Below are 26133 nucleotides of genomic sequence, written 5' to 3' on the forward strand. Positions count from 1 at the left end.
AGCTCGAGCCGATCGTCCGGCTCGGATGGCCCGTCCGGGGTGCGTCAGTCGGCCACGGTCAGCAGGTCGCCGACCTCGCAGCCGAGCACCTCGCACAGGGCGGTGAGGGTGCTGAACCGGATCGCCTTGGCCCGGTTGTTCTTCAGCACGCTGAGGTTGACCACGGTCACCCCCACCTCCTCGGCCAGCGCCGCGAGCGTCATCCCCCGCTCCTGCAGCAGCCGGTCGAGGTGGCACTCGACCCGGTGCGGCTCCTCGACCGGCATCAGACGAGCCCGTCCACGTCGTCCTGGAGGCGGGTGCCGGCCTTGAACGCCTCGGCGACCATCGCGGTGATCAGGCCGGTCACGAACGGCACCACCGGCAGGGTCAGGGCGGCGCGCGGACCTCCCTCGACCCCGGCGGACTCCAGGTCGACGTCGGCCAGGATTGCGAACGTGCAGGTGGCCTCGACGAAGTAGGCGACGGTCCAGCCGGCCATCAGCACCAGCGCCAGAACGCGGAGCCGACGCACGTTCGCCGGGTCGAACGGCTCACCCCGGCCGATGGTCAGCATCACCCGCAGCAGCAGCCAGGCCACCGCGGACACCAGCAGCAGGTAGACGACCCCCGGAACGAGGTCGGCCATCCGCTGACCGGTGCTCGGGTCGGACAGCAGCAGGGAGTAGTCGGCCTCGCTGTGGCCGATCCCGGCTGCCGCCAGACCCGGCACCTCGACCTCGCTGAAGAAGGGCACCGCCAGAGGGTCGCCCTGCGCCCAGCCGATGATCGGGGCGAGCAGCCAGGCGACCACGCCGACCGCCACCCCGAGTGCGAGCAGCAGAGCCAGGCCCCACTGGTCGGCGCGGTCGAAGCGGAACCAGTCGCGTCGCTCCCCGGTGGCGTCGCGACCACCCGACGGGGTCGGGCTGGATGAGGTGGTGCTGTTCATGACGGTCCCCCTGCCTGACGACAACACATCGTTTGTCGATGTTCACGAAAAACGATATGCATATCGACAAACGATGTCAAGAGGGCACCGTGACGGAGGTCCCACCCGCCCGACGTGCGGGGCCGCGCCGACCCGGACTATCGTCGAGAGCGGAGTACGACGAGCCGTCGTACGCCGGCCGCGCCCGACCCACCGCCTCGCGCCGACCGACACGTCCAGGCCTCCCGAGGAGGACCCCGTGACCGAGAGGGACATCGCACCACCCAGCGCGTTGGGGACGGGGCGTCGGAGATCCGGCCCGGTCCGCACCCAGCGCCCCGTCTATGTCGACCTCCTGCCACCGTGCAACGAGCGCTGCCCCGCCGGCGAGAACATCCAGGCCTGGCTGGCCGACGCCAAGGCCGGCCACCACGAGCCCGCGTGGCGCACCCTCACCCGCGACAACCCGTTCCCGGCCATCCACGGCCGGGTCTGCTACCACCCGTGCGAGGAGGCCTGCAACCGCACCCGGCTCGACGGCACGGTCTCGATCCACGCGGTCGAGCGGTTCCTCGGCGACCTCGCCCTCGAGCAGGGCTGGCAGTTCGACCCGCCGACGGAGGAGACGGGGAAGCGGGTGCTGGTGGTCGGCGCCGGGCCGAGCGGGCTCTCCGCCGCCTACCACCTCCGCCGCCGCGGCCATGACGTCGTGGTCCGCGACAACTCCCCGAAACCGGGCGGGATGATGCGCTACGGCATCCCGGCCTATCGGCTCCCGCGGTCGATCCTGGACGCCGAGATCGCCCGGATCGCGGGGATCGGTGTGGTGTTCGAGCAGGACCACGTGGTGACCGACCTCCAGGCGGAGCTCACCGAGGGCGGCTTCGACGCGGCGTTCGTCGCGGTGGGGGCGCACCTCTCCAAGCGGGTCGACATCCCCCACCAGGACGCCGGCCGGGTGCTCGACGCCGTGACGTTCCTGCGCGGGGTCGAGTCCGGCGAGGCCTCCGGCCAGCTCGGCCGGGTGGCGGTCTACGGCGGCGGCAACACCGCGATGGACGCCGCCCGCGTCGCCCGCCGGCTCGGCGCCGACGACACCGTCATCGTCTATCGACGTACCCGCGAGCAGATGCCCGCCCACGAGGAGGAGGCCCTCGAGGCCGAGCAGGAGGGCATCCGGATCAACTGGCTGCGCACCATCGCCGACATGGACGAGCACGAGCTGACCGTGGAGGTCCAGGAGCTCGACGACAACGGCCGTCCGCACGGCACGGGCACGTTCGAGACGCTGGCCGCCGACACCGTGATCCTGGCGCTGGGCCAGGAGAGCGACACCCGGTTCCTGGCCGGCCTGCCGGGCGTGGAGTTCGACGGCGACGTCGTGCAGGTCGACCCGCTGACGTTGATGACCGGGGCGCCGGGGGTGTTCGCCGGCGGCGACGCGGTGCCGAGCGAGCGCACCGTCACCGTCGGCGTCGGGCACGGCAAGAAGGCCGCCCGCAGCATCGACGCCTGGCTGCGCGGCGACGACGCGGGCCCCGCCCCGAAGCACCCGCTGGCGTCGTTCGACAAGCTCCATCTGTGGTACTTCGGCGACCACGCGCAGCGGCAGCAGGCCGCGCTCGACCCGGAGTCGCGGGTGCGGGCCTTCGACGAGGTGGTGGCCGGGCTGTCGCCCGACGAGGCGACGTTCGAGGCCGGCCGGTGCCTGTCGTGCGGCAACTGCTTCGAGTGCGACGGATGCCTCGGCTCGTGTCCCGAGGATGCGGTCATCAAGCTCGGGCCGGGCAACCGCTACCGCTTCGACTACGACCTGTGCACCGGCTGCGGCACGTGTGTCCGGCAGTGTCCGGTGCATGCGATCGAGCTGATCGGCGAGTCCCCCGACGCGGAGGTGCTGTGGTGAGCGAGGTCCGACGCACCACCATCGACGGCAACGAGGCCGCGGCCGACGTGGCCTACCGGCTCAACGAGCTGTGCGCGATCTACCCCATCACCCCGTCCTCGACGATGGCCGAGCTGGCCGACGAGTGGTCGAGCCACGAGCGGGCCAACGTCTGGGGCACCGTGCCGACGGTGATCGAGATGCAGAGCGAGGGCGGCGCGGCCGGCGCGCTGCACGGCGCGCTGCAGGCGGGGGCGCTCGCCACCACGTTCACGGCCTCGCAGGGCCTGCTGCTGATGATCCCCAACATGTACAAGATCGCCGGCGAGCTCACCTCGTCGGTGATCCACGTCGCGGCCCGGTCGCTGGCGGCCCAGGGGTTGTCGATCTTCGGTGACCACCAGGACGTGATGGCGGTCCGGCAGACCGGGTTCGCGCTGCTCTCCTCCGGCTCGGTGCAGGAGGCCCACGACTTCGCCCTGGTCGCGCAGGCGGCGACGCTGCGGGCCCGGGTGCCGTTCGTGCACTTCTTCGACGGCTTCCGCACCTCCCACGAGCTCAACACCATCGAGCTGCTGTCCGACGACGTGCTGCGCGCCGTCGTACCCGAGTCGCTGGTGCACGACCACCGGCTGCGCTCGCTGTCGCCGGAGCGGCCGATGGTGCGGGGCACCGCGCAGAATCCCGACGTCTACTTCCAGGCACGCGAGACGGTCAACCCCTACTACTCCGCCGTGCCCGGCCTCGTGCAGGCCGCGATGGACGAGGTGGCCGGACACACCGGCCGTGGCTATCGCCTCGTCGAGTACGACGGCCACCCCGAGGCCGAGCGGGTCGTGGTGATCATGGGCTCCGGCGGCCAGACGGTGGCGGAGACGGTGCGGCACCTGGTCGCCGCCGGGGAGCGGGTCGGCGTGCTCCGGCTGCGCCTCTACCGACCCTTCCCCGCCGACGAGCTGGTGGCGGCGCTGCCGACGTCCGTGCGCACGGTGGCCGTGCTCGACCGGACCAAGGAGCCCGGCGCCGGCGGCGAGCCGCTCTTCCTCGACGTGGTGACGGCACTGTCGGAGGCCGCAGCCGCGGGGCGGCTGGCCTCGATGCCGCGGGTCGTCGGCGGCCGCTACGGCCTGTCGTCGAAGGAGTTCACCCCCGGCATGGTCGCCGGGGTCTACGCCGCCCTCGACGGCGGCGACCTGCCGAGCCGGTTCACCGTCGGCATCCGCGACGACGTCAGCGGCACCTCGCTCGACTACGACGCGGCGCTCGACATCGAGGACCCCGAGACCCTGCGGGCGGTCTTCTTCGGGCTGGGCTCCGACGGCACCGTCGGCGCCAACAAGAACACCATCAAGATCCTCGGCGCCGACGAGTCGGTGTTCGCCCAGGCCTACTTCGTCTACGACTCCAAGAAGTCGGGCGCCACGACGGTGTCGCACCTGCGGTTCGGGCCGCACCCGATCCGGGCGCCGTACCTCGTCCGCGAGGCGGGCTTCGTGGGCTGCCACCACCTCGGCCTGCTCGACAAGCTCGACGTCCTCGGGGTCGCCGCACCCGGCGGCACCCTGCTGCTCAACGCCCCGCTCCCACCCGACGAGGTGTGGGACGCCCTGTCGACGCCGGCGCAGGAGCAGATCGTCGCCAAGCGGCTGCGGCTGTTCGCGATCGACGCGGGTCGGGTGGCCCGTGACGCCGGCCTGCCCGGCCGCACCAACACGGTGCTGCAGACCTGCTTCTTCGCGATCTCCGGCGTGCTGCCGCGCGACGAGGCGATCACCCAGGTGAAGGGTGCGATCCGCAAGACCTACGCGCGTCGCGGCGCCGACGTGGTCGCCCGCAACGAGGCCGCCGTCGACGCCGCGCTCGGGGAGCTGCACGAGATCGAGGTGCCCGGCGTGACCTCGGCGCGGCCGGCCCCACCGCTGGTGCCCGACACGGCGCCGGAGTTCGTCCGGACGGTCACGGCCACGATGATGGCCGGCCGCGGCGACGAGCTGCCGGTGAGCGCACTCCCCGCCGACGGCACCTGGCCGAGCGGCACCACGGCGTACGAGAAGCGGCGGATCTCCGACCTGGTCGCCGCCTGGGACCCCGAGGCGTGCATCCAGTGCGGCAACTGCGCCTTCGTCTGCCCGCACTCCGTGCTGCGCGCGAAGTTCTACGAGGCCGACTGGCTGGACGAGGCACCCGACGGCTTCGTGTCGGCGCCGCTCAACGCCGCCGGGCTGCCCAGCTCGCGCTACACGCTGCAGGTCTACACCGAGGACTGCACCGGGTGTGGGCTGTGCGTCGAGGCCTGCCCGATCACGGTGCCGGCGGCAGCCGACGCGGAGTCCGGTGACCGCAAGGCGATCAACCTGACCGAGGACCGGGCGGTGCTCGACGCCGGACCGGCGCAGGTCGCGTTCTTCGAGCGGCTGCCGCTGACCTCGCGGTCGCGGGTGGACTTCGGGACGGTGCGCGGCACGCAGTTCCTGCAACCGCTCTTCGAGTTCTCGGGCGCCTGCGCGGGGTGCGGCGAGACGCCGTACCTCAAGCTGCTCACCCAGCTGTTCGGCGACCGCTCGACGGTGGCCAACGCCACCGGCTGTTCCTCGATCTACGGCGGCAACCTGCCGACGACGCCGTGGGCCAAGAACGCCGAGGGCCGGGGCCCCGCCTGGTCCAACTCCCTCTTCGAGGACAACGCGGAGTTCGGGCTCGGCATGCGGCTGGCCGCCGACCTGCACACCCGGCTGGCCAGACAGCGGGTGACCGAGCTGCGCGACGTGGTCGGTGCCGAGCTGGTCGACGAGATCCTCGCGGGGGAGCAGGTGACCGAGTCGGAGCTCGCGCGCCAGCACGAGCTGATCGGCGAGCTGATGCGGAAACTGGACGCGCTGTCGGAGACCGGTTCGGTCGACGAGGCCGCCGTGGCCGACCTGCGCAGCGTGGCCGACCACCTGCTGCGGCGCAGCGTCTGGATCGTCGGCGGCGACGGCTGGGCCTACGACATCGGTTCCGCCGGGCTCGACCACGTGCTGGCCAGCGGGCGCAACGTCAACGTGCTCGTGATGGACACCGAGGTCTACTCCAACACCGGCGGCCAGTCGTCGAAGGCCACGCCACTGGCCGCGGTCGCGAAGTTCGCGTCGGCGGGCAAGACCGCGGCGAAGAAGGACCTGGCGCTGCAGGCGATCGCCTACGGCTCGGTCTACGTCGCCCGGGTGGCGATGGGCGCCGACCCGCAACAGACCCTGCGCGCGTTCCGGGAGGCGGAGGCCTACGACGGACCCTCGCTGATCATCGCCTACAGCCACTGCATCGCCCACGGCATCGACATGAGCAAGGGGCTGGACCAGCAGAAGCGCGCCGTCGACTCCGGGCACTGGCCGCTGGTGCGCTACGACCCGACGCTGCGCGACCACGGGCTCAACCCGTTCATGCTCGACTCCCCGCGGCCGACCATCCCGCTGCGCGACTATGTCTACTCGGAGCTGCGCTACCGCTCGCTGCGCGACGCCGCCCCCGAGGAGGCGGAGCGGCTGCTCGGCCTCGCCCAGGCCGCCGTCGACCAGCGGTGGGCGACCTACGAGGAGATGGCCACGCGCTCCGCCGCCGACTTCCTCCCCGACCCGCGCCGCAAGGCGCACCACCCGCTGGAGGGGCACGGCACGCCGCTGGGCACCTGAGGGTGGTGGGGCCGGCTGTCGGTCCGACGTGTCGACGTTTGGCCCACAACGACGCGATTCAGCGACCGGAGTGCGTCGTTTGTGCCCAAACGTCGTCATTTCGCGACCACCGGCTGCACTTTCCGCACAATCGCGAGCCCCTCGGGCCGCGGGTCGACTCCCGACGCCACGGTGGCCCGTTCCCGCCCTCTTGACAAGAATTCACCACCTGTGGAATAAATTCACCATGCGAGGAAATGCCGCCACCGCCGGTCACGCGCCGGACACCGTCTCCACCAAGGCCGTGATGCCGGTCATCGCGCTCTCCCTGATGACCATCGTCTCCGCCGTGGTCGGTCTGAACGTCGCACTGCCCGACATCGCCCGGGCCACCGGCGCCACCCAGACCCAGCTGACCTGGATCATCGACGCCTACACCGTGGTCTTCGCGGCGCTGCTCTTCTTCGCGGGCGCCCTGGGAGACCGGTTCGGCCGCAAGCCCCTGCTGGTCGGCGGGCTGACGATCTTCGGACTGGCGGCGGTGGCCGGCACCTTCATCGACACGCCGACCGGGCTGATCGCGGTGCGGGCGGCGATGGGGTTCGGCGCCTCCGCGGTGATGCCGACGACGCTCTCGGTGATCACCACCTCCTTCCCCGAGGAGGAGCGGCCGCGCGCCATCGGCGTCTGGGTCGGCATCGCCGGCGCGGGCGCGATCGTCGGGCTGTTCCTGACCGGCACGCTGCTGGAGTTCTTCGAGTGGCAGTCGTTCTTCTGGATGAACGTCGTGCTCGCGGCCGCCGCGGTCGTCGGGACGATCGTCAAGGTGCCCGACTCCGTCGACGAGCACCCACCGTCGGTCGATGTCATCGGCGGGGTCCTCAGCCTGGTCGGCATGGGCGCCCTGGTCTTCGGCATCATCGAGGGCCCGGAGCGCGGCTGGACCGACGCCGCGACCCTGACCGGCCTGGTCCTCGGCGCGGTGACGCTCGCCGGCTTCATCGGGTGGGAGCTCCGCCGCGCGGAGCCGCTCCTGGACCCGCGGCTGTTCGGCTCCCGCGGCTTCTCGGTGGGCAGCCTGGCCATCATGGTCACGTTCTTCTGCTGGTTCGGGCTGATCTTCTCGGTGCTGCAGTATCTCCAGTTCGTCGTCGGCTACAGCCCCCTCGAGGCCGCCGTACGCCTGCTGCCCATCCCGTTCCTGCTGATCCCCACCGCCCGGCTCGCTCCGCGCGTGGCGACCCGGCTGGGCTTCCGGCGGCTGGTCCCGGTCGGCATGGTGCTGCTGGCGGTCGGACTCTTCGTCGTCAGCCGGGCCCAGGTCGACCTCGACTACCCGCTGTTCGCCGCGGGCCTGATGATCGGCGCGGCCGGCATGGGTCTGTCCGGTACGCCGTCCACGACGGCGGTCACCGAGGCCCTGCCGCAGGCCAAGCAGGGGGTGGCCTCCGCGATGAACGACACCGCTCGGGAGCTCGGCTCGGCGCTGGGCATCGCGGTGCTCGGCTCGACGCTCAACCAGGTCTACCGCGACGCCATGGTTGACCACGTGGCCGGGCTGCCGCAGCAGGCGGCCGACGCGATCCTCGGGTCCGTCGCGTTCGTCTCCTCTCCCGAGCTCGCCCGCCTCGGCCAGCACGGCCAGGAGCTCGCCGACCTCGGCCGGCAGGCGTTCGTCGACGGCGTGAGTGCGGCGCTCGTGCTCGCGGCGGCCGTCGCGCTGGTCACCGCGGTCCTGGTCGCCGCCTTCGGGCCCGGCTCCCACCGGGACGACGACCAAGGCTGACCGACGAGGCCCGCGCCTCCGCGGGCGACAAACGTCCCGCCACCGACCGTGGCGATCGCGTCCGCGGTCTGGTGGGATGCCCTCGTGCTCAACGCAATCCGCTCCCGTCTCCTCCCCGAGGTGCAACGCCGCTCGCTGGAGGAGCTGACCCACGACCTCGACCTCACCGAGGGTGACGCGCGGTCGAAGTTCTCGGCGTTCTGGACGATGCTCACCCTCTCGTCCCTCATCGCCGGCGCCGGCGTGCTCGCCGACTCCACGGCCACCGTGATCGGGGCGATGATCATCGCCCCGCTCTCCACGCCGATCATGGGCTCGGCCCTGGGCCTGGTGAAGCGCGACGGCACCCGTGCCTTCCGCTACGTCGTCATCGGCGCGCTGCTGGTCATCGGCATCGGCATGCTGTTCGCCGCCTTCCTCCCGAGCAGCACCGACCTGCTGGCCAACAGCCAGATCTCCGGCCGGGTGAGCCCGGGCGTGTTCGACCTGATCGCCGCCATCTCGACCGGGCTCGCGGGCGCCGTTGCGCTGGCCCGCAAGGACGTCGCCGCGGTGCTGCCGGGCGTAGCCATCTCGATCTCGCTGGTACCGCCGCTCGTCGTGGTCGGCATCTGCCTGGGGCAGGGAGCGGTGCTGCTGGCCCTCGGCGCGCTGATGCTGTTCCTGTCCAACCTGCTGGCCCTGGTGCTGGCCGGCACGTTCGTGTTCGCGTTCCTGGGCTATGCGACCGGCGACCAGGGGCGGGCCCGCGGCAGCACCCGCCGGGTCCGGCTGATGCTCGCGACCCTGGCGCTGGCGGTGGCCACCCCGCTGCTCATCAGCTCCGCGTTCTCCTACTACATCAGCCAGATCAACGTGGAGGCCTCCCGCACCGCGGAGGCCTGGCTGAGCGGCACCCGCGGGGCGTCGGTGACCAGCGCCGACCTGGCACTGCCCGACTACGTCATCGAGGTCCGGACCCCCGGCGACCTGCCGTCGGTCGAGCAGCTGCGCCAGGACCTGCACGGGGTGCTGCCGGCCGGCCTGCACGTCGTGGTCGTCACCACCGTCGGGGACCGGGTCGAGGTGGGCGAGGTGCCGTGACCGCTGCGCTGCGGGACCGGCAGCTTCAGCGTCTGTGTGACGTCCTCGACGCCGTGGACGCCGACGCCGACACCTGGTGCGCGGGCTGGACGGCCCACGACCTCGCGGTGCATGTCTGGACCCTCAAGCGCGATCCCCTCGGCTGGCCGGGCGTGGTCGTGCCACGGCTCGGCCGCGGGCGGGCCGCGCGGATCCACTCCCGCTGGGAGTACGCCGACCTCGTCGGGCGGCTGCGCCGAGAGCCGGGCGGCATCGCCGCGATGCCACTCGACCGGTGGGAGGACCACCGCCACGCCCTGGGGGAGTACTGGATGCACACCCAGGACGTCGCCCGCCCCCAGGGCGTGCCCCAGCCCCCGGTCGACGACGCGCTCGCCGAGGCGCTGTGGCTGCGGGTGCAGCGGGCAGCCCACGCCCTGCACCGGCGTACCCGCGGGCTCACCCTGGTCCACCCCGACGGCCGCCGGGCCGCCGTCACCCGCGGAGCGCCGACGGTCGTGGTGACCGGCGAGCCTCCCGAGCTGATGTGCTGGGCCTACGGACGCCCCGCCGAGGTCCGGGTCGAGCGGCCGGGGTCGTGAGCCCCGACCCGACGGCTCAGTCGTCGGCGGCCGGCTCCACGAACCGCTCGAGGTCGGACAGCGCAGGCACGGCGTAGTAGCCGCCCGTGAGCGGGGTGGAGTAGCGGGTCAGCGCGTCCCGCGGACCCGCGACGCCGGCCATGCTGGCCAGCATCGCCTCCAGCGGCGCCCTCGAGGAGGCGAACCCGACGAAGGTGGTGCCGTGGTCGAGGACCGTGCCGTAGGCCGTGTTGCGGCGCAGGATGTGGCCGTAGTCGGCCTGGTCGGTGCGCGCGACATGCGAGGTCTCGGGTGGGTCGTCGAGCTCCTCGTCATCCACCTTGGTGCGGCCCATGACCTGCTCCTGCTGGGCGTCGGACAGCGAGGTCCAGTCGGCCCAGTGGTGACGCCACTTCTGCAGCAGCAGCACGCTGCCGCCCGCGCCGGGTGCGCCCTCGGGGGCCACCACCTCGCCCATCGCCTCGCTCAGCGGTGGGTTCTCGGTGCCGTCGACGAAGCCGGTCAGGTCGAGGTCGCGGTGATAGGTCCAGCCGAAGGTCTCCGCGACGAGCTCGGCCACGCCCGCCACCGCGGTCGTGACCTCCACGGCGCGGTCGAACACGACGTCCTGAGCCGGTCCGGCCACCCAGACCACCGCGTCGCGCTGGGTCGCGGGCATGGTGAACCCGTCCTGGCCGACGACGGGGTCGGTGAAGCCGCCGAGCCCGACGATCGCCGCGTCGGGGGCCACCTGAGCCCACAGCTCAGGACGCACGCCGACCACCAGGTTGGCCGCCCCGGTGGTGGGTCGTCCGGCCGCCAGCCCGGCCAGGGCCGAGACCAGCTCCCCTGCGTCGTCCGTCCGGGTCAGGTCGAGCTCGAGGTAGGCGTGCGCCGCCGTACCGAGCGCGAAGATGCCGGTCTGCGGGACTGCCATGGTCGCTGGATCCTCTCCTGCGTCAGGCGAGGTTCTCGAGGGCGTCGCCACCGAGGGCCGCGAGGGCTCCGGCGAGCTGGTCCATCAGCTGCTCGTGCGAACCCGTGGGCGTGAACTGGAGGGCGAGGAAGGCGCCGTCGAACGCCGCCAGCGCGAAGTCCGCGGTCGCCTCGCCGACCGCGTCGGCACGGTCGGGGGCCACCTCCGCGAAGGCCCGGCCGATCATCTCCACCAGGCTGGCCCGGCCGTGGGCGCGCACCCGGGCCACGATCTCCCGTGCGTCCTCGTCCTCACTGCTCAGCGTCAGCAGCGTGAAGATCCGCAGGAAGTCCGGCTGCTCGACCAGCACGGCACCGGCGGCGTGCATGGCCCGCCCGAGGTAGTCACGAGGGGACTCTCCCTCGCGCCGGGGTGGGTTCTCCACCGCCACGAAGAAGCGCTCGGCGCCGCGCTCCATGACGGCGGCGAGGATGCCGGCCTTGGAGGTGAAGTGCCAGTAGATCGAGCTGTTCGGCAGCCCCGACTCCCGGGCGATGTCCGCGACGCTGGTGCCGTCGAAACCGCGCACCGCCATCATCCGCTCGGCGGCATCGAGGATCTCGCCGCGCGAGCGGGCCCCCTGGGCCAGGCGCTTGTTGGTGGTGGTGCTCGTGGTGGGCATCGCCAGAAGTCTACGAAGTCCGGCATGACCGATCAGGACACGGGTGCGTCCGTCATTCCGCTCTCTGGAATGAGCGTTCCAGATCCCTTGACACCTGTGACCGTCGCCACCTGTAATCGTGGTCACTTCTATCTGGAACGTTCATTCCAGATCGACGGCATGCTCGCACTGCGAGGAAGGACCAGCACGATGACCAGCACCCCCACCAGCCCACGTACGACGCCGACGTCGCGATCCTCGGCTACGGCCCCTCCGGGGTGGCCGCGGCCAACGCCCTCGGGACCCTCGGCCTGAGCGCCGTCGCCTTCGAGCGCGACCGCGAGATCGACCCCCGAGCGCGGGCCGTCACCATCAGCGACTGGACGATGCGGTTGTTCCAGTCGGTCGGGCTCGACCACGCCCTCAAGGCCGACATGGACGAGACCGTCGCCCTGCGCTGGAAGACCTACGACGGCACCGAGCTGCTGAACCTCCCCTTCCCGCCCGGCCAGCTCGGGCACGCCACGTCGTACGCCATCTACCAGCCGACCATGGAGCAGACCCTGCGCGAGGGTGCCTGCCGCTTCGGCGACAAGGTCCGGGTGCAGTACGGCACCGAGGTCGTCGGCGTCACCCAGGACGAGTCCGGCGTCACCGTGACCAGCAACGACCTGGCCACGGGAACGACCCACACGACCCGCACCCGCTATGCGCTGGCGTGCGACGGCGGCTCGAGCACCACCCGCCAGCTGCTCGGCATCGAGATGACCGGCGACACCATCGACACCCGGTGGGTCGTCATCGACGCGAAGGTCAAGCGGTGGTGGCCCGACCGCCACATCCTCACCTTCTGGTCCGACAAGCAGCGGCCGGTCGTCGACATCGCCCTGGCCCGCGGCAACCACCGCTGGGAGATCCCGCTCAACCCGGGTGAGAGCGACGCCGACTTCGCCACCCCGGAGCAGGTGTGGCCGCTCCTCGAGGCACTCGGCGTCTCGCACGACGACGTGGAGATCCACCAGCACGCGTTCTACAGCCACCACATCCGGGCGGCCGAGCGCTGGCGAGACGGTCGGGTCTTCCTGCTCGGCGACGCCGCCCACCTGATGCCGCCCTGGGCCGGGGCCGGCATGCAGTCGGGGATCCGCGACGCGTTCAACCTCGCCTGGAAGATCGCCGCCGTCATCGACGGCCGGCTGCCCGAGAGCGTGCTCGACAGCTATGAGGCCGAGCGCCGCCCCAACGTCGGGTTCTACACCGAGGTCGCCCACCAGCTCGGCCGGATCATCAAGCAGGAGCTCAGCGAGGAGGAGATGGCGGCGCTGGCGCCGAAGCCCGACGAGGAGCCCGAGCTCCCGCCGCTGCTGTGGCCGCCCAGCTATCCCGCCGGCTGGTTCACCGGAACCGTCACGCCGCAGGGGCCCGTCGGCCAGATGATCCCCCAGCCCCGGGCCGCCGGCGTCACCGGCCTCATCGGCCCGCTCGACGACCTCCTCGGGGGCGGCTTCGTCCTGCTCGGCGACAACGTCGACCCGGCCTCCCTGCTCTCGCCCGAGGGGCGGGCCGCGTGGGCGGGCGTCGGCGCCCGCTTCGTCACCGTGCGCGCCGCCGACCAGGGGACCGAGGGACCCGACGAGATCGTCGACATCGACGGCACCCTCCTCGGCTGGCTCCGGGAGCGCGGCGCGCGCGTCGTCGCCGTACGCCCCGACGGCTTCGTCGCCGCCAGCGACGTCTCCGGGCTCGGCCTACCCGCCTGACCGTCTGCCACCGACCACCACCACCACGAAGGAGTCACCATGACCGCAACCATCAAAGAGCTGTCCTACGTCGGCATCGAGGCGTCTGACCTCGACGCCTGGAGCGGCTTCCTCGGCCAGCTGCTGGGCATCATGCCGGCCCGGGAGGAGGAGGACGTCCCCACCTTCCGGCTCGACGACTACATCCATCGCACGATCGTCACGAGGGGCCCCAAGAACGACATCGCCTTCGCCGGGTTCGACTGCGGCAGCGACACCGACCTCGACGAGGTCGTGGGGCTGCTTCGCTCCGAGGGCCACGAGGTCGTCGAGGGCGACGAGGCGTTGCGCGCCGAGCGTGGCGTCGCGCGCGTCTTCGTCACCCACGACCCCGAGGGCATCCGGGTGGAGCTGATCACCGGGCTGCAGAAGGCCACCGAGCCCTACCGCAACGAGGTCAACCAGCAGGGCTTCCAGACCGACCAGGGCGGCGCCGGCCACATGTTCCTGCTGTGCAGCGAGGGCGGCCGGGACAGGATGCTGGAGTTCTACGGGCACCTCGGCTTCAAGATCTCCGACTACATCAAGGAGGAGATGGCCCCAGGCGTCTACATCGACGCCGCCTTCACCCACTGCAACGGCCGGCACCACACCCTCGCCTTCGCCGAGGCGCCCGCGCCGTTCAAGCTCCACCACTTCCTGATCGAGAACAACGCCCGCGAGGACGTCGGCCTGGCCTACGACCGCGTCTGCGAGGCCCGGGTGCCGCTGCTGATGACGCTGGGGATGCACCCCAACGACAAGATGTTCTCCTTCTACGCCCACTCGCCCTCCGGCGTCGCCGTGGAGTTCGGCTGGGGCGGGCTGATCATCGACGACGACGACTGGGAGGTCACGCAGTACGACTCGATCAGCCTGTGGGGCCACCAGAACCCCATGGAGCTCGGCAAGTGGCTGGTCGAGGGCGCCGAGCGGGGCGAGGCGCTCAAGAAGGCCGCCGTCGACGAGGCCGTCGCCGCCTCCGTCCTGGGCGACGAGGGCCGATGACCGCGTCGCCCACCGACGGGCTCGCCGGCCGGGACGTCCTGGCCGGCGAGCACCGGCTGCGGGTCTACACCGCCGGCGACCCGGGTCGTCCGGCCGTGCTGCTCGTGCACGGCTCGGGTCCGGGGGTCAGCGCACCGTCGAACTGGGGGCACCTGCTGCCGGTCCTCGCCGAGGACTTCTTCTGCATCGCGCCCGACGTGCTCGGCTTCGGCGACTCCGAGCACCCCGACCCGGCGCCGACCGGCGGGATGCCGGCGTACACCACGCTGCGCGCGCAGAGCCTCCTCGCGCTGCTCGACGCCTTGGGGCTCGAGCGCGCGCACTTCGTGGGCAACTCCATGGGCGGCATGATCACGTTGCGCGCGGTGCAGCTCGCTCCCGAGCGGGTGGGCAGGATCGTGCTGATGGGCAGCGGCGGTGCGCCGATCCCGCCGACCGACGACCTGATGCGGCTGATCACCTTCTATCGGGACCCCTCGGTCGAGGCGATGGCCGACCTGCTCCCCCGCTTCGTCCACGACGACGCCCTGTTCGCCGACCGACTGGGGGAGATCGCGGCCGACCGGTTCGCGAAGGCCGACCGTGCCGACGTACGCCGGTCGCACCTGGCGACGTTCGACCCCGAGGTCGGGCCGGTGCGCTTCACCGAGGAGGAGCTGGCCGCGATCCACCACGAGGCGCTGGTCATCCACGGCCGCGAGGACCGGATGCTGCCGGTCGAGGCCGGCTACTACCTCGCCCGCCACCTGCCGAACGCGCAGCTGCACGTGCTGCCGCACGCCGGGCACTGGGTGCAGATCGAGCAGGCCGCCCGGTTCGTCGCGCAGACACGGCTCTTCCTCACGGAGTGAGGCGCAGCCCAGCACAAAGCCCCAGGTCACAGACCTGGGGCTGTCGTGCGCGAGGGGGGAGTTGAACCCCCACGTCCTTTCGGACACACGGACCTGAACCGTGCGCGTCTGCCTATTCCGCCACTCGCGCGTGAAGCGACGCTCAGGGTATCCCAGCGCGCCCGGGGTGCCCAAACCCGGAGGTGGGCTGTGGAGGTTCATCATGTGAAGCAGACGAGTTGTCACTTCTCCTGGTGAGTTCACCACGAGAAGTGCGAGGCCACCTGCTCCACATGATGAACCTCCACCACCGCAACAACCCCCAACCCCCGCGGATGCGGGGAAGGCGGGGGCGGCCCCGATACGATCGAACAGGTTTCAACCGCGGGTGGGGCGGAGGCGTCCCACCCCCACAGGCTTGCCACGACATCGGGAGCCACGACGCAGGGAGGAGGTCGCCGCGGGCATGGGTGCGCTGTCACGCCTGGAGCAGAGGCTGGAGTCGGCGATCTCCGGCGTCTTCGCGCGCGCCTTCCGCAGCGCCGTCCAGCCCGTCGAGATCGCGGCCGCGCTGCAGCGCGAGACCGACAACAACACCCAGATCCTCAGCCGCAACCGCCGCCTGGTCCCCAACGACTTCCGGGTCGAGCTGAGCGCACCCGACATGGACCGGCTCGCGGCCTACGACTCCGCGATGGCCCGCGACCTGGCCGAGCAGCTCGAGGACCACGCCGAGCAGCAGTCCTACGTCTTCCCCGGCCCGATCTCGATCAGCTTCCAGGAGTCCGAGGATCTCACGACCGGGAGGTTCCGGGTGACCAGCCGGGCGGTCGCCGCCGTCCACGGCCGCGGCGACGACGGTCACCGCTCGCGCGCCGTCCTGGAGATCAACGGCAGCCGGCACCCCCTGCTGCCGCCGGGGCTGGTGATCGGCCGCGGCACCGACGCCGACATCCGGATCAACGACCCCGGGGTGAGCCGCCAGCACATCGAGTTCAGCGTCACCGAGGACCCCGAGGCCGAGCGCGGCCTGCGCCTGGGCGTCCGCGACCTCGGCTCCACCAACGGCATGCTGATCGACGGCCACCGGGCGACGTCCGTGCGGGTCCGCGACGGCTCGGTGGTGCGCATCGGCCACACCGAGATCGTGGTCCGGGTGGTCGACGAGCCGGCGCCCGACGTGCCCGACCCCGACGAGGTCCCCTACGGGTCCGCCGGAGAGGAGCCCGGTGTCTGAGCTCACCCTGTTCCTGATCCGGCTCGCCTATCTCGCCATCCTCTGGATCTTCGTGCTGTCCGCGATCTCCGTGATCCGGTCCGACATGTTCGGCGCCCGGGTGCCCGAGGCCGCGCGTGCCGCGGCACCCACCCCGCGCGGTCGCCGCCAGAAGGCACCCCGCCGACGCGGGCAGCCCACCCACCTGATCGTGGTCGAGGGCTCCAACGTCGGCGCCCGCGCCGAGCTCGTCGACGCGCCGCTGCTCATCGGCCGCGGCCCCGACGCCGCCATCCGGCTCGACGACGACTACGTCTCCACCCGGCACGCGCGGGTGGCCGCCTCCGAGGACCAGTGGTTCGTCGAGGACCTCGGGTCCACCAACGGCACCTACGTCGGCAGCGGCCGGATCACCCAGCCCACCACGCTGACCCTCGGCACCCAGATCCGGATCGGCAAGACCGTCCTGGAGCTGAGGAAGTAGCCGATGGCCGACCTCCGACTCCAGTACGCCGCGATCTCCGACGTGGGCCGGGTCCGCAAGGACAACCAGGACTCCGGGTACGCCGGCCCGTGGCTGCTCACCGTCTGCGACGGCGTCGGCGGCGCCGCCCGCGGCGACATCGCCTCCTCGACCGCCGTCCAGCAGATCCGCAGGATCGACGAGCAGCCGCGCGACGACGACCTGCTCTCCGCGGTCGCCGGCGCCCTGCACCGCGCCCATGACCGGATCGGTGAGCTGGTCGAGGAGGACCCGGCGCTGACCGGCACCTCGACCACCGCCACCGTCGCGCTGTTCGACGGCTCCCGGCTGGGCGTCGGGCACCTGGGCGACTCCCGCGCCTACCTCCTCCACGACGGCGAGCTGGTCCGGCTCACCCACGACCACACCTTCGTCCAGTCGCTGATCGACGAGGGCCGGATCACCGAGGAGGAGGCCCGCACCCACCCGCACCGCAACCTGATCCTCAAGGCGATCGACGGCATCCACGAGGCCGACCCCGACCTGTTCTTCGTCGACCTGGCGCCCGGTGACCGGCTGCTCCTGTGCAGCGACGGCGCCTGCGGTGTCCTCACCGACGGCCGGATGGCCGACATCCTGACCACCGGCACCCCCGACTTCGCGGCGGTCGAGCTGGTCCGGGCGGCCCTCGACGCCGGCAGCAACGACAACATCACCTGCATCGTCGCCGACACCGTCCCCGCGGAGACGCCGCTGGAGGAGGTGCTCGAGCCGATGCTGGTCGGCAGCGCCGCCGAGCTGCCCCGCAAGCCGATGCTCGCGGGTCGGGCCACTGCGCTGTTCCGCGGTCACCGCGCCGGCGACACCGGCGAGATCGAGGCCATCGACGCCGAGATCCCCGAGGAGGCCGGCTTCGCGATCGCCTCCGACCCGATCGACCCCGAGCACGCCCGCTACGCCCCGGTCGAGCGACCCCGGTTCGTGTGGCTGCGTCGGGTGCTCGCCACCCTCACGGTGGTCGGCCTCCTCGCGATGGCGCTGGGCGTCGCGCAGTGGTGGCTGCACCAGCAGTACTACGTCGGCGTGCAGAACGGCGCCGTGACCATCTTCCGCGGCGTGCCGGGCGACGTCCTCGGCTACTCCCTGTCCGAGCCCTACGAGACCACCAACCTGACCGTCAGCCAGCTCTCGCAGGTCAACGCGAAGGCCGTCAACGAGGGGCTCGGCGCCGAGGACCTCCAGTCGGCGCGCGACACCGTCGAGCGGCTCAACGAGGAACAGGTCTCCTCCACCTCGTCCGGGACCGGCTAGCCCGTGAGCCAGACCTCTGCCCTGATGGGCTTCGTCCACCGGCGTCGGCGCGGCGCCGAGCTGTTCCTGCTCGTGATCGCGCTCGCCGTGGGCATCGGCGCCTACGCCGCGGTCGGGGTGGGCGTCGAGGGCGAGGTGCCGACCGACATCCTCGGCTACGGCGGCTGGCTGGCCGCCCTGATCATCGGCGCCCACATCGTCGTGCGGCTCGTGGCGCCGTACGCCGACCCCGTGCTGCTCCCGGTCGTGGCCGCGCTCAACGGGCTCGGCCTCGCGGTGATCCGGCGCCTCGACCTCGCGGCCGGCAACGGACCCGACGAGGGGTTCGCCCGACAACAGCTCACCTGGATGACGCTGGGCGTGCTGCTGTTCGTCGCGACCCTGCTGATCGTGCGCGACCACCGGGTGCTGCAGCGCTTCACCTACACCTTCGGCCTCGGCGCCATCGTGCTTCTGCTGCTGCCGATGCTCCCCGGCATCGGCAAGGAGATCAACGGCGCCCGCATCTGGATCCACCTCGGACCGTTCAGCTTCCAGCCCGGCGAGGTCGCCAAGGTGCTGCTGGTGCTCGCCTTCGCCGGCTACCTCGTGCGCCATCGTGACGCCCTCGCGCTGGCCGGCCGCCGGCTGCTGTTCGTCGACCTGCCGCGCGGCCGCGACCTCGGCCCGATCCTGGTGATGTGGCTGATCTCGCTGGCCATCCTGGTCCGTCAGTCCGACCTCGGGTCGTCCCTGCTGTTCTTCGGTCTCTTCCTGGTGATGCTCTACGTCGCGACCGAGCGGCCCGGCTGGCTGCTGGTCGGCGGGACGCTCTTCGCCGCCGGCGCCACCCTGGCCTACTACGTCGTCCCGCGGGTCGCGCTGCGCGTCGACCTGTGGCTGCACCCCTTCGACTACTACGGCGGTGAGGGCGTCCGCGACAGCGGCCGGCAGATCGTGGAGTCGATGTTCGGTCTCGGCTGGGGTGGTCTGCTCGGCCGGGGCTTCGGCAACGGGCAGCCCTGGCGGATCTCCTACGCCGAGTCCGACTTCATCATCGCCGCGATCGGCGAGGAGCTCGGGCTGACCGCGCTGATGGCGGTGATCCTGTGCTACGGCCTGATCGTCGAGCGGGGCCTGCGCACCGCGCTGATCTGCCGTGACGCCTTCGGCAAGCTGGTCGCGACCGGCCTGGCGATCGTGTTCGCGTTGCAGGTGTTCGTGGTGATCGGCGGCGTCACCCACCTGATCCCGCTGACCGGCCTCACCACGCCGTTCCTGTCCAAGGGCGGCTCCTCGCTGGTGGCCAACTGGGTGATCGTGGCGTTGCTGCTGCGCATCTCCGACTTCGCCCGCCGGCCGATCCCGGTGCTCGACCCGGCCGAGGAGCCCGACGTCGACGCCGAGGTCACCCAGGTGGTGAAGCTCGGATGAACAAGCCGATCCGCACGCTCTCGCTGTTCGCGCTGCTGCTGTTCCTGCTGTTGCTCGCCAACGTCACCTACGTCCAGTACGTCCGCGCCGGCGACCTCAACGCCGACCCGCGCAACCGGCGGGTGATCGACGCGGCGTTCTCCCGCGACCGCGGACCGATCCTGGTGGGTCGCGAGGCGATCGCCGAGTCGGTGCCGAGCGATGACCGCTACGAGCACCAGCGCGTCTATGCCAAGCCCTACCGCTACGCCCCGGTCACCGGCTTCTTCTCCTTCTTCACCCAGACCGGCATCGAGCAGACCCAGAACGGCGTGCTGTCGGGCGACGACTCCCGGCTCTTCGTGACCCGCCTCGTCGACCTGCTCAACAACGCCTCGCCGCAGGGCGGCCAGGTCCAGCTCACCATCGACCCGAAGGCGCAGGACGCCGCCTACGACGGCCTGGCCGCGCTCGGTCCCGACGTGCAGGGCGCGGTGGTGGCCATCGAGCCGAGCACCGGGAAGATCCTGGCGATGGTGTCGCTGCCCAGCTTCGACCCCAACAAGCTGGCGACCCACGACCTCGACGCCGAGGTCAGCAACTACCAGCGCCTCGACGCCGACCCCACCAAGCCGCTGCTCAACCGGGCCATCCAGACCCGGCTGCCTCCGGGCTCCACGTTCAAGATCGTCACCGCGGCCGCCGCGCTGGAGGACGGCCTCGTCGAGAACGCCGAGTCGCAGGTCCCCGGCGGGCCGTCGTACCAGCTGCCGCAGAGCGACGCCGTGATCGACAACGGCGGTCGTGCGTGCGGCACCGACACGATCAGCCTCACCCAGGCGCTGGCGCAGTCGTGCAACACCACGTTCCTCCAGCTCGCCGACGAGCTCGGCCAGGAGAAGATGCTGGAACAGGCCGAGAAGTTCGGCTTCAACAGCACCTACCTCGACGACCTCAACGGCCAGGTCGAGTCGGTCTTCCCCGATGACATGGACCGCCCGCAGACCGCGCTGTCCGGCATCGGCCAGTTCGACGTCGCTGCCACGCCTCTGCAGATGGCCATGGTCGTCGCCGGCGTCGCCAACGGCGGCACCGTGATGAAGCCCTACCTCGTCGACAAGGTGCTCTCCCCCGACCTCGACGTGATCGACAACCCCAAGCCGCAGAGCCTCTCCGAGGCCGTCTCGAGCACCACCGCCTCCGAGCTCACCAAGGCCCTCACCGCCACCGTCACCTCGGGCACGGCGTCCCCCGGTGCGATCCCCGGCGTCCAGGTCGCCGGCAAGACCGGCACCGCCGAGAACTGCGACGGCTGCCGGCCCTATGCCTGGTACGTCAGCTTCGCCCCGGCCGACGACCCGGAGATCGCCGTCGCCGTGATGATCCAGGGGTCCGACGTGGCCACCGACGACATCGCCGGCGGCCGGCTCGGCGGCCCCATCGCCAAGGCCGTGATGGAAGCCGTGGTGTTGGACCAGTGAGCAGCAGTGTCGGAGCCGGGTTGGGGGCACCAGTGCGCAAGGATGGGAACCGATGAGCGAACCGATCATCGTCGGAGGCCGCTACCAGCTGGGCGAGGAGCTCGGCCGGGGCGGCATGGCCGAGGTGCGCAAGGGCACCGACCTGCGCCTGGGTCGCGAGGTGGCGGTCAAGCGACTGCGCACCGACCTGGCCAGCGACGCGACCTTCCAGGCCCGGTTCCGCCGGGAGGCGCAGTCGGCCGCGTCGCTCAACCACCCCTCCATCGTCGCCGTCTACGACACCGGCGAGGAGATGGCCCACGACGGCACCGACGTGGCGCAGCCCTACATCGTGATGGAGTACGTCGCCGGCCGGACGCTGCGCGACATCCTCCGTGAGGGTCGCAAGATCCTCCCCGAGCGGGCGCTCGAGATCACCAGCGGGGTGCTGTCGGCCCTCGACTACTCCCACCGCGCCGGCATCATCCACCGCGACATCAAGCCCGGCAACGTGATGCTCACCCCCGCCGGCGACGTGAAGGTGATGGACTTCGGGATCGCCCGCGCCGTCTCCGACGCCTCCTCGTCGATGACCCAGACCGCCGCCGTGGTCGGCACCGCGCAGTACCTCTCCCCCGAGCAGGCCCGCGGCGAGACCGTCGACTCGCGCTCCGACGTCTACTCCGCCGGCTGCCTGCTCTACGAGCTGCTCACCGGCCGGCCGCCGTTCGTCGGCGACAGCCCGGTGGCCGTGGCCTACCAGCACGTCCGCGAGCAGGCGCCGCCACCGTCCGACCACGACACCGAGCTGCCGCCCGAGGTCGATGCGATCGTGATGAAGGCGCTCACCAAGCGGGTCGAGGACCGCTACCAGAGCGCGGCCCAGATGCGCGCCGACATCGAACGCTACCTCGCCGGCCGCCCGGTGCAGGCACCCGCGGTCGCCGCGGGTGCCGCGCTGGCCGCGACCGCGCTGGTGCCGACGCCGCCCGCCGAGTCGACCTCGGTGGTCGCCATGGAGGACGTTCCCGAGGAGGAGGAGCGTCGCAGCGGCCGGTGGTGGCTGGTCGCGATCCTGGTGCTGCTCGGCATCCTCGCCGCGCTGGCCGCCTGGCTGCTGCCGCAGCTGCTGTCCGACCCACCCCGGAGCAGGTGGCCGTGCCCGATGTCGTCGGCCTGAAGCAGGCCGACGCCGAGAAGGAGATCACCGACGCCGGGCTCGTGGTCGGCGACGTCACCGAGCAGAACGACGACACCGTCAAGAAGGGCCGGGTCATCTCCCAGGACCCCGATCCGAAGGACGGACGCGTCGAGGTCGGCAGCACGGTCACCATCGTGGTCTCCCTCGGCAAGCCCGAGGTCACGGTGCCTCCCGTGGTCGGGCTGCAGAAGAAGGCCGCCGCCCAGGCCATCCGCGACGCCGGGCTCGAGCCCGTGCTCGAGGAGAAGGAGTCCGACGAGCGGGCCGGTCAGGTGATCGAGACCGATCCCGCTCCGGGCACCTCGGTCGAGGAGGGCTCCGAGGTCACCGTCTACTACAGCGACGGGCCCTCGCAGGTGCCCGACGTGGTCGGCAAGCAGCGCGACGTGGCCACCCAGATCCTCGAGAACGCCGGCTTCACCGTGAAGGTGTTCGAGGACGACAGCCCGACCGACCAGGCCACCGGGACCGTGCTCGAGCAGACCCCCGAGGCCGGCACCACCCAGCCCCAGGGGACGCAGATCGTGCTCGTGGTGACGACGTACGTCGCCCCGACGGAGACGCCGTCGCCATCCGACACCACCTCGCCGTCGCCGTCCGACACCACCTCGCCGTCACCCTGACCAGCGGGGCGGTCGGCGGCCCCGGACCCACGGCGGTCAGCGCTTGACGGTGGCGTAGCTCATCGTGGTGACGCCGGTGTAGCCCGGCACGGTGATGTCGGCGTGCGACTCGAGGTTCCAGCCGACCGCGATGTCGGGCAGCTTGGCCTGCTCGCGGTAGGTCTGCAGGTCGCGGTCCTCCTCGATCGCGCGGAGCAGCGCGACCTGGTCGCCGACGGCGGTGATGACATAGGGCTGGGCATAGGGCTGGCCGTCGAGCTGCACCGCGTTGCCCTCGCACTTGATGCCGGTGGTGGTGACCAGCCGCTGTCCCTGGACGGCGACCGCCACGGCCCCGCCGCGCCACATGGCGTTGACGACCGCCTGGATGTCCTGCTGGTGGACGACCAGCAGGTTGAGGTTGCGGGTGGTGGCGTTGATGACGTCCTCGGGGGCGTCGGACAGGGTGACCGTGATGCCCGGGCCGGAGACCGGCTCGAGGCCGGCCGGCACCCGCAGCGAGTCGGCCTTGTTCTGCAGCCGGGTGACCCGCTTGTCGTTGACCGCCTCGGCGAGCTGGTCGACCTCGGCGCTCAGCGTGGTCACCTGGGCCTTGAGCCGGGTCACCTGGTTGCTCTCGGTGGACACCAGGGAGGCGAGATCGGTGTAGCGGCCCGGGCGCAGGTCCTCACCGTCGCTGTTGACCGCGCTGAGCACGAACAGGATCCCGCACATCCCGAAGGCGACGAGCGCGGCGGGACGCCAGCTGCTCGACCCACGTTCCTCCGCTCCCGCCGGGGGCGGCGAGGCATCCTCCTCAGCGGAGGGCCGGAGGTCGGATCCCGCGGTCATGGCGACTAAGGTAGCCCGCGATCCCCCCGAACCGGAGGGATGCCCAGCTGCGCGAGGAGAAGCGTTGTCCAAGCCGAAGGCCAAGCGGTCCGAGTTCGCCGACCCGTCTGCCGGGCCGATCCTCTCGGTGCGGTTCGTGCTGGCGATCCTGCTGATCCTCGCCGGGATCGCCTGGATCGCCTACTACTACGTCGTGGTCCGGGTCGACCCCACCGCGGCCGCCCCGGGCAAGCCCGGTGGTCCGGCGTTCATGGGCGACTGGGCGAACTGGAACTACCTGGTCGGGTTCGGCGCGGTGATGCTCGGTCTGCTGGTCGCCGCCCACCCCAGCACGCCACTGGGCCGCACCCCCGGCGCCGCGGCGACCATGGTCACCTGCTTCCTGATCGGGCTCGCCTGGATCGTGGCGTTCTACCTGTTCAGCAACGACATCTCGCCGGTCCCGGTGATGAACGACCTGGGTCAGAAGAACCTGTTCGTCGGCATCGGCTTCATGGCCGTGGGCTTCGCCTACGCCACGCGCTGGGAGTAGCCCTCAGTCCACAGGTGTGGATGCGCTTGTGGAGAACTACACGGGTGTGATTCGCCGCCGATCGGCGGCCCGCGGCTCGACCCTCACGACGCGGACTCGCCGTGCTCGGCGGCGGCGGCCTCGCACCACTTCGTGAGCAGGCGCCCGCGGTCCCCCTGGAACAACCGCAGCCCGGCGCCGAAGGCCGCCCGGAGCGTCTCCCGGTGGTTGATCTGCCGGCTGCCGACCAGGATGCCGGCGGCGCGCAGCTCGGCGACCAGCGCGGGGTCGTAGTGGGTGGCATCGAGCTGGACCAGGTCGTAGCCGTGGTCGATGATCCATGTCGTCGCGACCGCTCCGGGGCCGACCCGGAAGAAGGTCTGCAGCTCCGGAGCCAGCTCGGAGAACTCCACCGACCCGGCGCTGCCGACATAGACGTCGGCCTCCATCCCGAGGTCGTGGATGGTCGCCGCCAGGGCCGGCAGCCCGACGCTGTCCCAGCGCTGGCGGTAGCGGCCGTGACGCTTGATCTCCACCAGCACCCGAGTGCCACTGGCCTGTGCGGCCGACAGCGCCTCCGCGAGGGTGAGCACCCGCCCGCCGCGGGCCAGGCGGACGGCGGTGATCTCGGCCAGCGTCATGTCCTCCGCCGCCTGCTTCACCTTCCCCCCGGTGACTCGCCGGAGGGTGTCGTCGTGGACCATCACCAGCCGGTTGTCGGAGGTGAGCCGCACGTCGAGCTCGGAGCCGAAGCCCCAGCGCGCCGAGTCGGCGATGCCCACCGCCTGCTCCTCGTCGTAGGGCGGCAGCTTGGCCCGGTGGATCACCAGCACGCACTGGCTCCCGGGGACGTAGCGAGTGGCCGCGGCGGGCTGCGGCGCGGCCATCGTCGCGCCCATCGCCAGCGCGAGCGCCAGCGCGCCAAGACTCCTCGTCACGGGTATCGGTCCTCCGGGCTGCGGTGCTGTCGCTCACCGACGCTGGCCGTCGCCCCGAGGACGCGCGTCGCCCCTATCAGAACACCAGGTTGCAGGAAGGTGCAATCCCCGATCCACAGCCGACCGGTCCGCCGACTGCACAGAAGCGCACCGTGGGTCCGCGAGCGGCCCGATCAGGCCAGCGCGGCGGTGCGAGCGACGATGGCCACCACGGTCACCACCAGCACCGTGGTGATGCCGAGCGCCTGCCAGGCGGTCCGCCGCTGCCGCGGAGCATAGGCGAGGATGCCCGCGATCAGGATGCCACCGACGAGCCCACCGAGGTGTCCCTGCCAGGAGATGCGCGCGTAGGAGAACGTGATCACGATGTTGATGCCGAGCACCACCAGGATCTGCTGGACGTTGCCCCCGACCTTGTGGGCGAAGACCAGGAGCGCCCCGAGCAGCCCGAAGATCGCACCGGACGCACCGACGGTGGAGCCGTAGGGGGACGACAGCCAGTAGACGGCCGCCGAGGCGGTGAGCGCCGACCCGACGTAGAGCGCGAGGAAGCGCCCCCGCCCGAGCACGCTCTCGACGATCGGGCCGAGCATCCACAGCGAGAACATGTTGACCGCGATGTGCCAGACCTCGATGTGGGTGAACGCCGCGGTGAGCAGCTGCCAGTAGGCGCCGTCGCTGACCCCGGGGGTCCAGAGACCTCCCCCGGCCCGGCAGACCTGCTCGGCGACCGCGTGTGCCGACCCGTCGGGGAGCACGCAGTAGCCGCGCGGCTGCAGCGCCAGCAGGTCGGCGATCCGGCTGGCGTAGCCGCCGGTGGCCATGATCAGCAGCCAGACCACGCCGTTGACCCCCATCAGCACGATGGTGGTCAGCCGCGGGTCGGCCGAGCGCTTGCCGCCGTACGCCGTCCGCGCCTGCCGGGTCTGCTTGGCGCCCTCCTTGACGCAGTCGGGGCACTGGAAGCCGACCGCCGCGTCGCGCATGCAGTCGGGGCAGATCGGCCGGTCGCACCGCTGACAGCGGATGTGGCTCTCCCGGCCCGGGTGCCGGTAGCACACGGGCACCGCGGTGGCGGCGTCGTCGCCGGCGCCGGGTGGGATCGGAGGTTCGGTCACCGCGG

21 protein-coding genes, 1 tRNA gene and 1 pseudogene are annotated in these 26133 nt (G+C 71.7%); 15 read left to right on the top strand and 8 right to left on the bottom strand.

Going from position 1 to position 26133, the window contains the following annotated elements; all coding sequences use genetic code 11:
• Positions 1 to 44: 44 nt before the first annotated feature.
• Positions 45 to 266 carry a helix-turn-helix domain-containing protein gene (locus R2740_RS12575; protein ID WP_371303036.1) on the bottom strand — a complete coding sequence of 74 codons (222 nt, stop codon included), beginning with the start codon at positions 264 to 266 and terminating at the stop codon, positions 45 to 47.
• Positions 266 to 931, bottom strand: coding sequence for a DUF2975 domain-containing protein (locus R2740_RS12580; RefSeq protein WP_371303037.1), 666 nt, complete (start codon positions 929 to 931; stop codon positions 266 to 268). Before R2740_RS12580 ends, R2740_RS12575 begins: the two co-directional genes overlap by 1 nt.
• Before the next feature lie 238 nt (positions 932 to 1169).
• On the opposite strand from R2740_RS12580, the gene R2740_RS12585 reads away from it, so the two are divergent.
• The 5 genes from R2740_RS12585 (at position 1170) to R2740_RS12605 (ending at position 9892) form a co-directional block, all read left to right on the top strand.
• Positions 1170 to 2816: an NAD(P)-binding protein gene (locus R2740_RS12585; RefSeq protein ID WP_371303038.1), complete on the top strand. Its 1647-nt coding sequence runs from the start codon at positions 1170 to 1172 to the stop codon at positions 2814 to 2816.
• Positions 2813 to 6463 carry a pyruvate:ferredoxin (flavodoxin) oxidoreductase gene (nifJ, locus tag R2740_RS12590; protein WP_371303039.1) on the top strand — a complete coding sequence of 1217 codons (3651 nt, stop codon included), beginning with the start codon at positions 2813 to 2815 and terminating at the stop codon, positions 6461 to 6463. Before R2740_RS12585 ends, nifJ begins: the two co-directional genes overlap by 4 nt.
• A 226-nt stretch (positions 6464 to 6689) precedes the next feature.
• Positions 6690 to 8228, top strand: a complete 1539-nt coding sequence (locus R2740_RS12595) for an MFS transporter (RefSeq protein ID WP_371303040.1) — start codon at positions 6690 to 6692, stop codon at positions 8226 to 8228.
• 84 nt (positions 8229 to 8312) lie between these two features.
• Entirely contained in the window at positions 8313 to 9311 is a 999-nt protein-coding gene (locus tag R2740_RS12600; RefSeq protein ID WP_371303041.1) for a TIGR00341 family protein, read from the top strand.
• Positions 9308 to 9892: a maleylpyruvate isomerase family mycothiol-dependent enzyme gene (locus R2740_RS12605; RefSeq protein ID WP_371303042.1), complete on the top strand. Its 585-nt coding sequence runs from the start codon at positions 9308 to 9310 to the stop codon at positions 9890 to 9892. Before R2740_RS12600 ends, R2740_RS12605 begins: the two co-directional genes overlap by 4 nt.
• Positions 9893 to 9908: 16 nt before the next feature.
• Here the strand turns inward: R2740_RS12605 and R2740_RS12610 are convergent, their stop codons facing one another.
• A complete protein-coding gene (locus tag R2740_RS12610) occupies positions 9909 to 10808 on the bottom strand; it encodes a Dyp-type peroxidase (RefSeq protein WP_371303043.1) in 900 nt (299 codons plus the stop codon).
• 22 nt (positions 10809 to 10830) lie between these two features.
• On the bottom strand, positions 10831 to 11469 hold the full coding sequence (locus R2740_RS12615) for a TetR/AcrR family transcriptional regulator (protein ID WP_371303044.1): 639 nt from the start codon (positions 11467 to 11469) through the stop codon (positions 10831 to 10833).
• A gap of 143 nt (positions 11470 to 11612) precedes the next feature.
• Here R2740_RS12615 and R2740_RS12620 point away from each other — a divergent pair, with 143 nt between their 5' ends.
• From R2740_RS12620 to R2740_RS12630, 3 genes are read left to right on the top strand one after another with little or no spacing between them, the layout of a single operon-like run.
• The gene (locus R2740_RS12620) at positions 11613 to 13208 is read left to right on the top strand and encodes a bifunctional 3-(3-hydroxy-phenyl)propionate/3-hydroxycinnamic acid hydroxylase (RefSeq protein ID WP_371303194.1); all 1596 of its coding nucleotides are present in this window, start codon (positions 11613 to 11615) and stop codon (positions 13206 to 13208) included.
• Positions 13209 to 13247: 39 nt separating this feature from the next.
• Positions 13248 to 14234, top strand: a complete 987-nt coding sequence (locus R2740_RS12625) for a VOC family protein (RefSeq protein WP_371303045.1) — start codon at positions 13248 to 13250, stop codon at positions 14232 to 14234.
• A complete protein-coding gene (locus R2740_RS12630) occupies positions 14231 to 15085 on the top strand; it encodes an alpha/beta fold hydrolase (protein ID WP_371303046.1) in 855 nt (284 codons plus the stop codon). Before R2740_RS12625 ends, R2740_RS12630 begins: the two co-directional genes overlap by 4 nt.
• 46 nt (positions 15086 to 15131) lie before the next feature.
• On the opposite strand, the gene R2740_RS12635 is transcribed toward R2740_RS12630, so the two are convergent.
• Positions 15132 to 15215: transfer RNA gene (locus R2740_RS12635), tRNA-Leu, on the bottom strand.
• 315 nt (positions 15216 to 15530) lie between these two features.
• Here R2740_RS12635 and R2740_RS12640 point away from each other — a divergent pair.
• The 6 genes and pseudogenes from R2740_RS12640 (at position 15531) to pknB (ending at position 22730) form a co-directional block, all read left to right on the top strand.
• The gene (locus R2740_RS12640; RefSeq protein ID WP_371303047.1) at positions 15531 to 16301 is read left to right on the top strand and encodes an FhaA domain-containing protein; all 771 of its coding nucleotides are present in this window, start codon (positions 15531 to 15533) and stop codon (positions 16299 to 16301) included.
• On the top strand, positions 16294 to 16764 hold the full coding sequence (locus tag R2740_RS12645) for an FHA domain-containing protein (RefSeq protein WP_371303048.1): 471 nt from the start codon (positions 16294 to 16296) through the stop codon (positions 16762 to 16764). Before R2740_RS12640 ends, R2740_RS12645 begins: the two co-directional genes overlap by 8 nt.
• Before the next feature lie 3 nt (positions 16765 to 16767).
• Positions 16768 to 18054 carry a PP2C family serine/threonine-protein phosphatase gene (locus R2740_RS12650; RefSeq protein WP_371303049.1) on the top strand — a complete coding sequence of 429 codons (1287 nt, stop codon included), beginning with the start codon at positions 16768 to 16770 and terminating at the stop codon, positions 18052 to 18054.
• A gap of 3 nt (positions 18055 to 18057) precedes the next feature.
• Positions 18058 to 19467, top strand: coding sequence for an FtsW/RodA/SpoVE family cell cycle protein (locus R2740_RS12655; RefSeq protein WP_371303050.1), 1410 nt, complete (start codon positions 18058 to 18060; stop codon positions 19465 to 19467).
• On the top strand, positions 19464 to 20927 hold the full coding sequence (locus tag R2740_RS12660; RefSeq protein WP_371303051.1) for a peptidoglycan D,D-transpeptidase FtsI family protein: 1464 nt from the start codon (positions 19464 to 19466) through the stop codon (positions 20925 to 20927). The genes R2740_RS12655 and R2740_RS12660 overlap by 4 nt, the downstream gene beginning before the upstream one ends.
• 52 nt (positions 20928 to 20979) lie before the next feature.
• Positions 20980 to 22730: pseudogene (pknB, locus tag R2740_RS12665) on the top strand (Stk1 family PASTA domain-containing Ser/Thr kinase).
• 36 nt (positions 22731 to 22766) lie between these two features.
• Here the strand turns inward: pknB and R2740_RS12670 are convergent.
• Positions 22767 to 23561 carry a DUF881 domain-containing protein gene (locus tag R2740_RS12670; protein ID WP_371303052.1) on the bottom strand — a complete coding sequence of 265 codons (795 nt, stop codon included), beginning with the start codon at positions 23559 to 23561 and terminating at the stop codon, positions 22767 to 22769.
• 64 nt (positions 23562 to 23625) lie between these two features.
• On the opposite strand from R2740_RS12670, the gene R2740_RS12675 reads away from it, so the two are divergent.
• Positions 23626 to 24093, top strand: a complete 468-nt coding sequence (locus tag R2740_RS12675) for a cell division protein CrgA (RefSeq protein WP_371303053.1) — start codon at positions 23626 to 23628, stop codon at positions 24091 to 24093.
• Between the two features lie 83 nt (positions 24094 to 24176).
• Here R2740_RS12675 and R2740_RS12680 read toward each other — a convergent pair whose 3' ends face one another.
• A complete protein-coding gene (locus R2740_RS12680) occupies positions 24177 to 25010 on the bottom strand; it encodes a glycerophosphodiester phosphodiesterase (protein ID WP_371303054.1) in 834 nt (277 codons plus the stop codon).
• A 173-nt stretch (positions 25011 to 25183) separates the two neighbouring features.
• Positions 25184 to 26128 carry a rhomboid family intramembrane serine protease gene (locus tag R2740_RS12685; protein ID WP_371303055.1) on the bottom strand — a complete coding sequence of 315 codons (945 nt, stop codon included), beginning with the start codon at positions 26126 to 26128 and terminating at the stop codon, positions 25184 to 25186.
• Between the last annotated feature and the right edge of the window lie 5 nt (positions 26129 to 26133).

The organism is Nocardioides sp. (genome assembly GCF_041393715.1).
Classification (GTDB): Bacteria; Actinomycetota; Actinomycetes; order Propionibacteriales; family Nocardioidaceae; genus Nocardioides.

Bases quoted from the DNA above. Each gene is read 5' to 3' on its own strand.
- R2740_RS12595 (WP_371303040.1), top strand. From the start codon at position 6,690: ATGCGAGGAAATGCCGCCACCGCCGGTCACGCGCCGGACACCGTCTCC.
- R2740_RS12575 (WP_371303036.1), bottom strand. From the start codon at position 266: ATGCCGGTCGAGGAGCCGCACCGGGTCGAGTGCCACCTCGACCGGCTG.
- R2740_RS12615 (WP_371303044.1), bottom strand. From the start codon at position 11,469: ATGCCCACCACGAGCACCACCACCAACAAGCGCCTGGCCCAGGGGGCC.
- R2740_RS12640 (WP_371303047.1), top strand. From the start codon at position 15,531: ATGGGTGCGCTGTCACGCCTGGAGCAGAGGCTGGAGTCGGCGATCTCC.
- R2740_RS12580 (WP_371303037.1), bottom strand. From the start codon at position 931: ATGAACAGCACCACCTCATCCAGCCCGACCCCGTCGGGTGGTCGCGAC.
- R2740_RS12625 (WP_371303045.1), top strand. From the start codon at position 13,248: ATGACCGCAACCATCAAAGAGCTGTCCTACGTCGGCATCGAGGCGTCT.
- R2740_RS12650 (WP_371303049.1), top strand. From the start codon at position 16,768: ATGGCCGACCTCCGACTCCAGTACGCCGCGATCTCCGACGTGGGCCGG.
- R2740_RS12660 (WP_371303051.1), top strand. From the start codon at position 19,464: ATGAACAAGCCGATCCGCACGCTCTCGCTGTTCGCGCTGCTGCTGTTC.
- R2740_RS12610 (WP_371303043.1), bottom strand. From the start codon at position 10,808: ATGGCAGTCCCGCAGACCGGCATCTTCGCGCTCGGTACGGCGGCGCAC.
- R2740_RS12630 (WP_371303046.1), top strand. From the start codon at position 14,231: ATGACCGCGTCGCCCACCGACGGGCTCGCCGGCCGGGACGTCCTGGCC.
- R2740_RS12670 (WP_371303052.1), bottom strand. From the start codon at position 23,561: ATGACCGCGGGATCCGACCTCCGGCCCTCCGCTGAGGAGGATGCCTCG.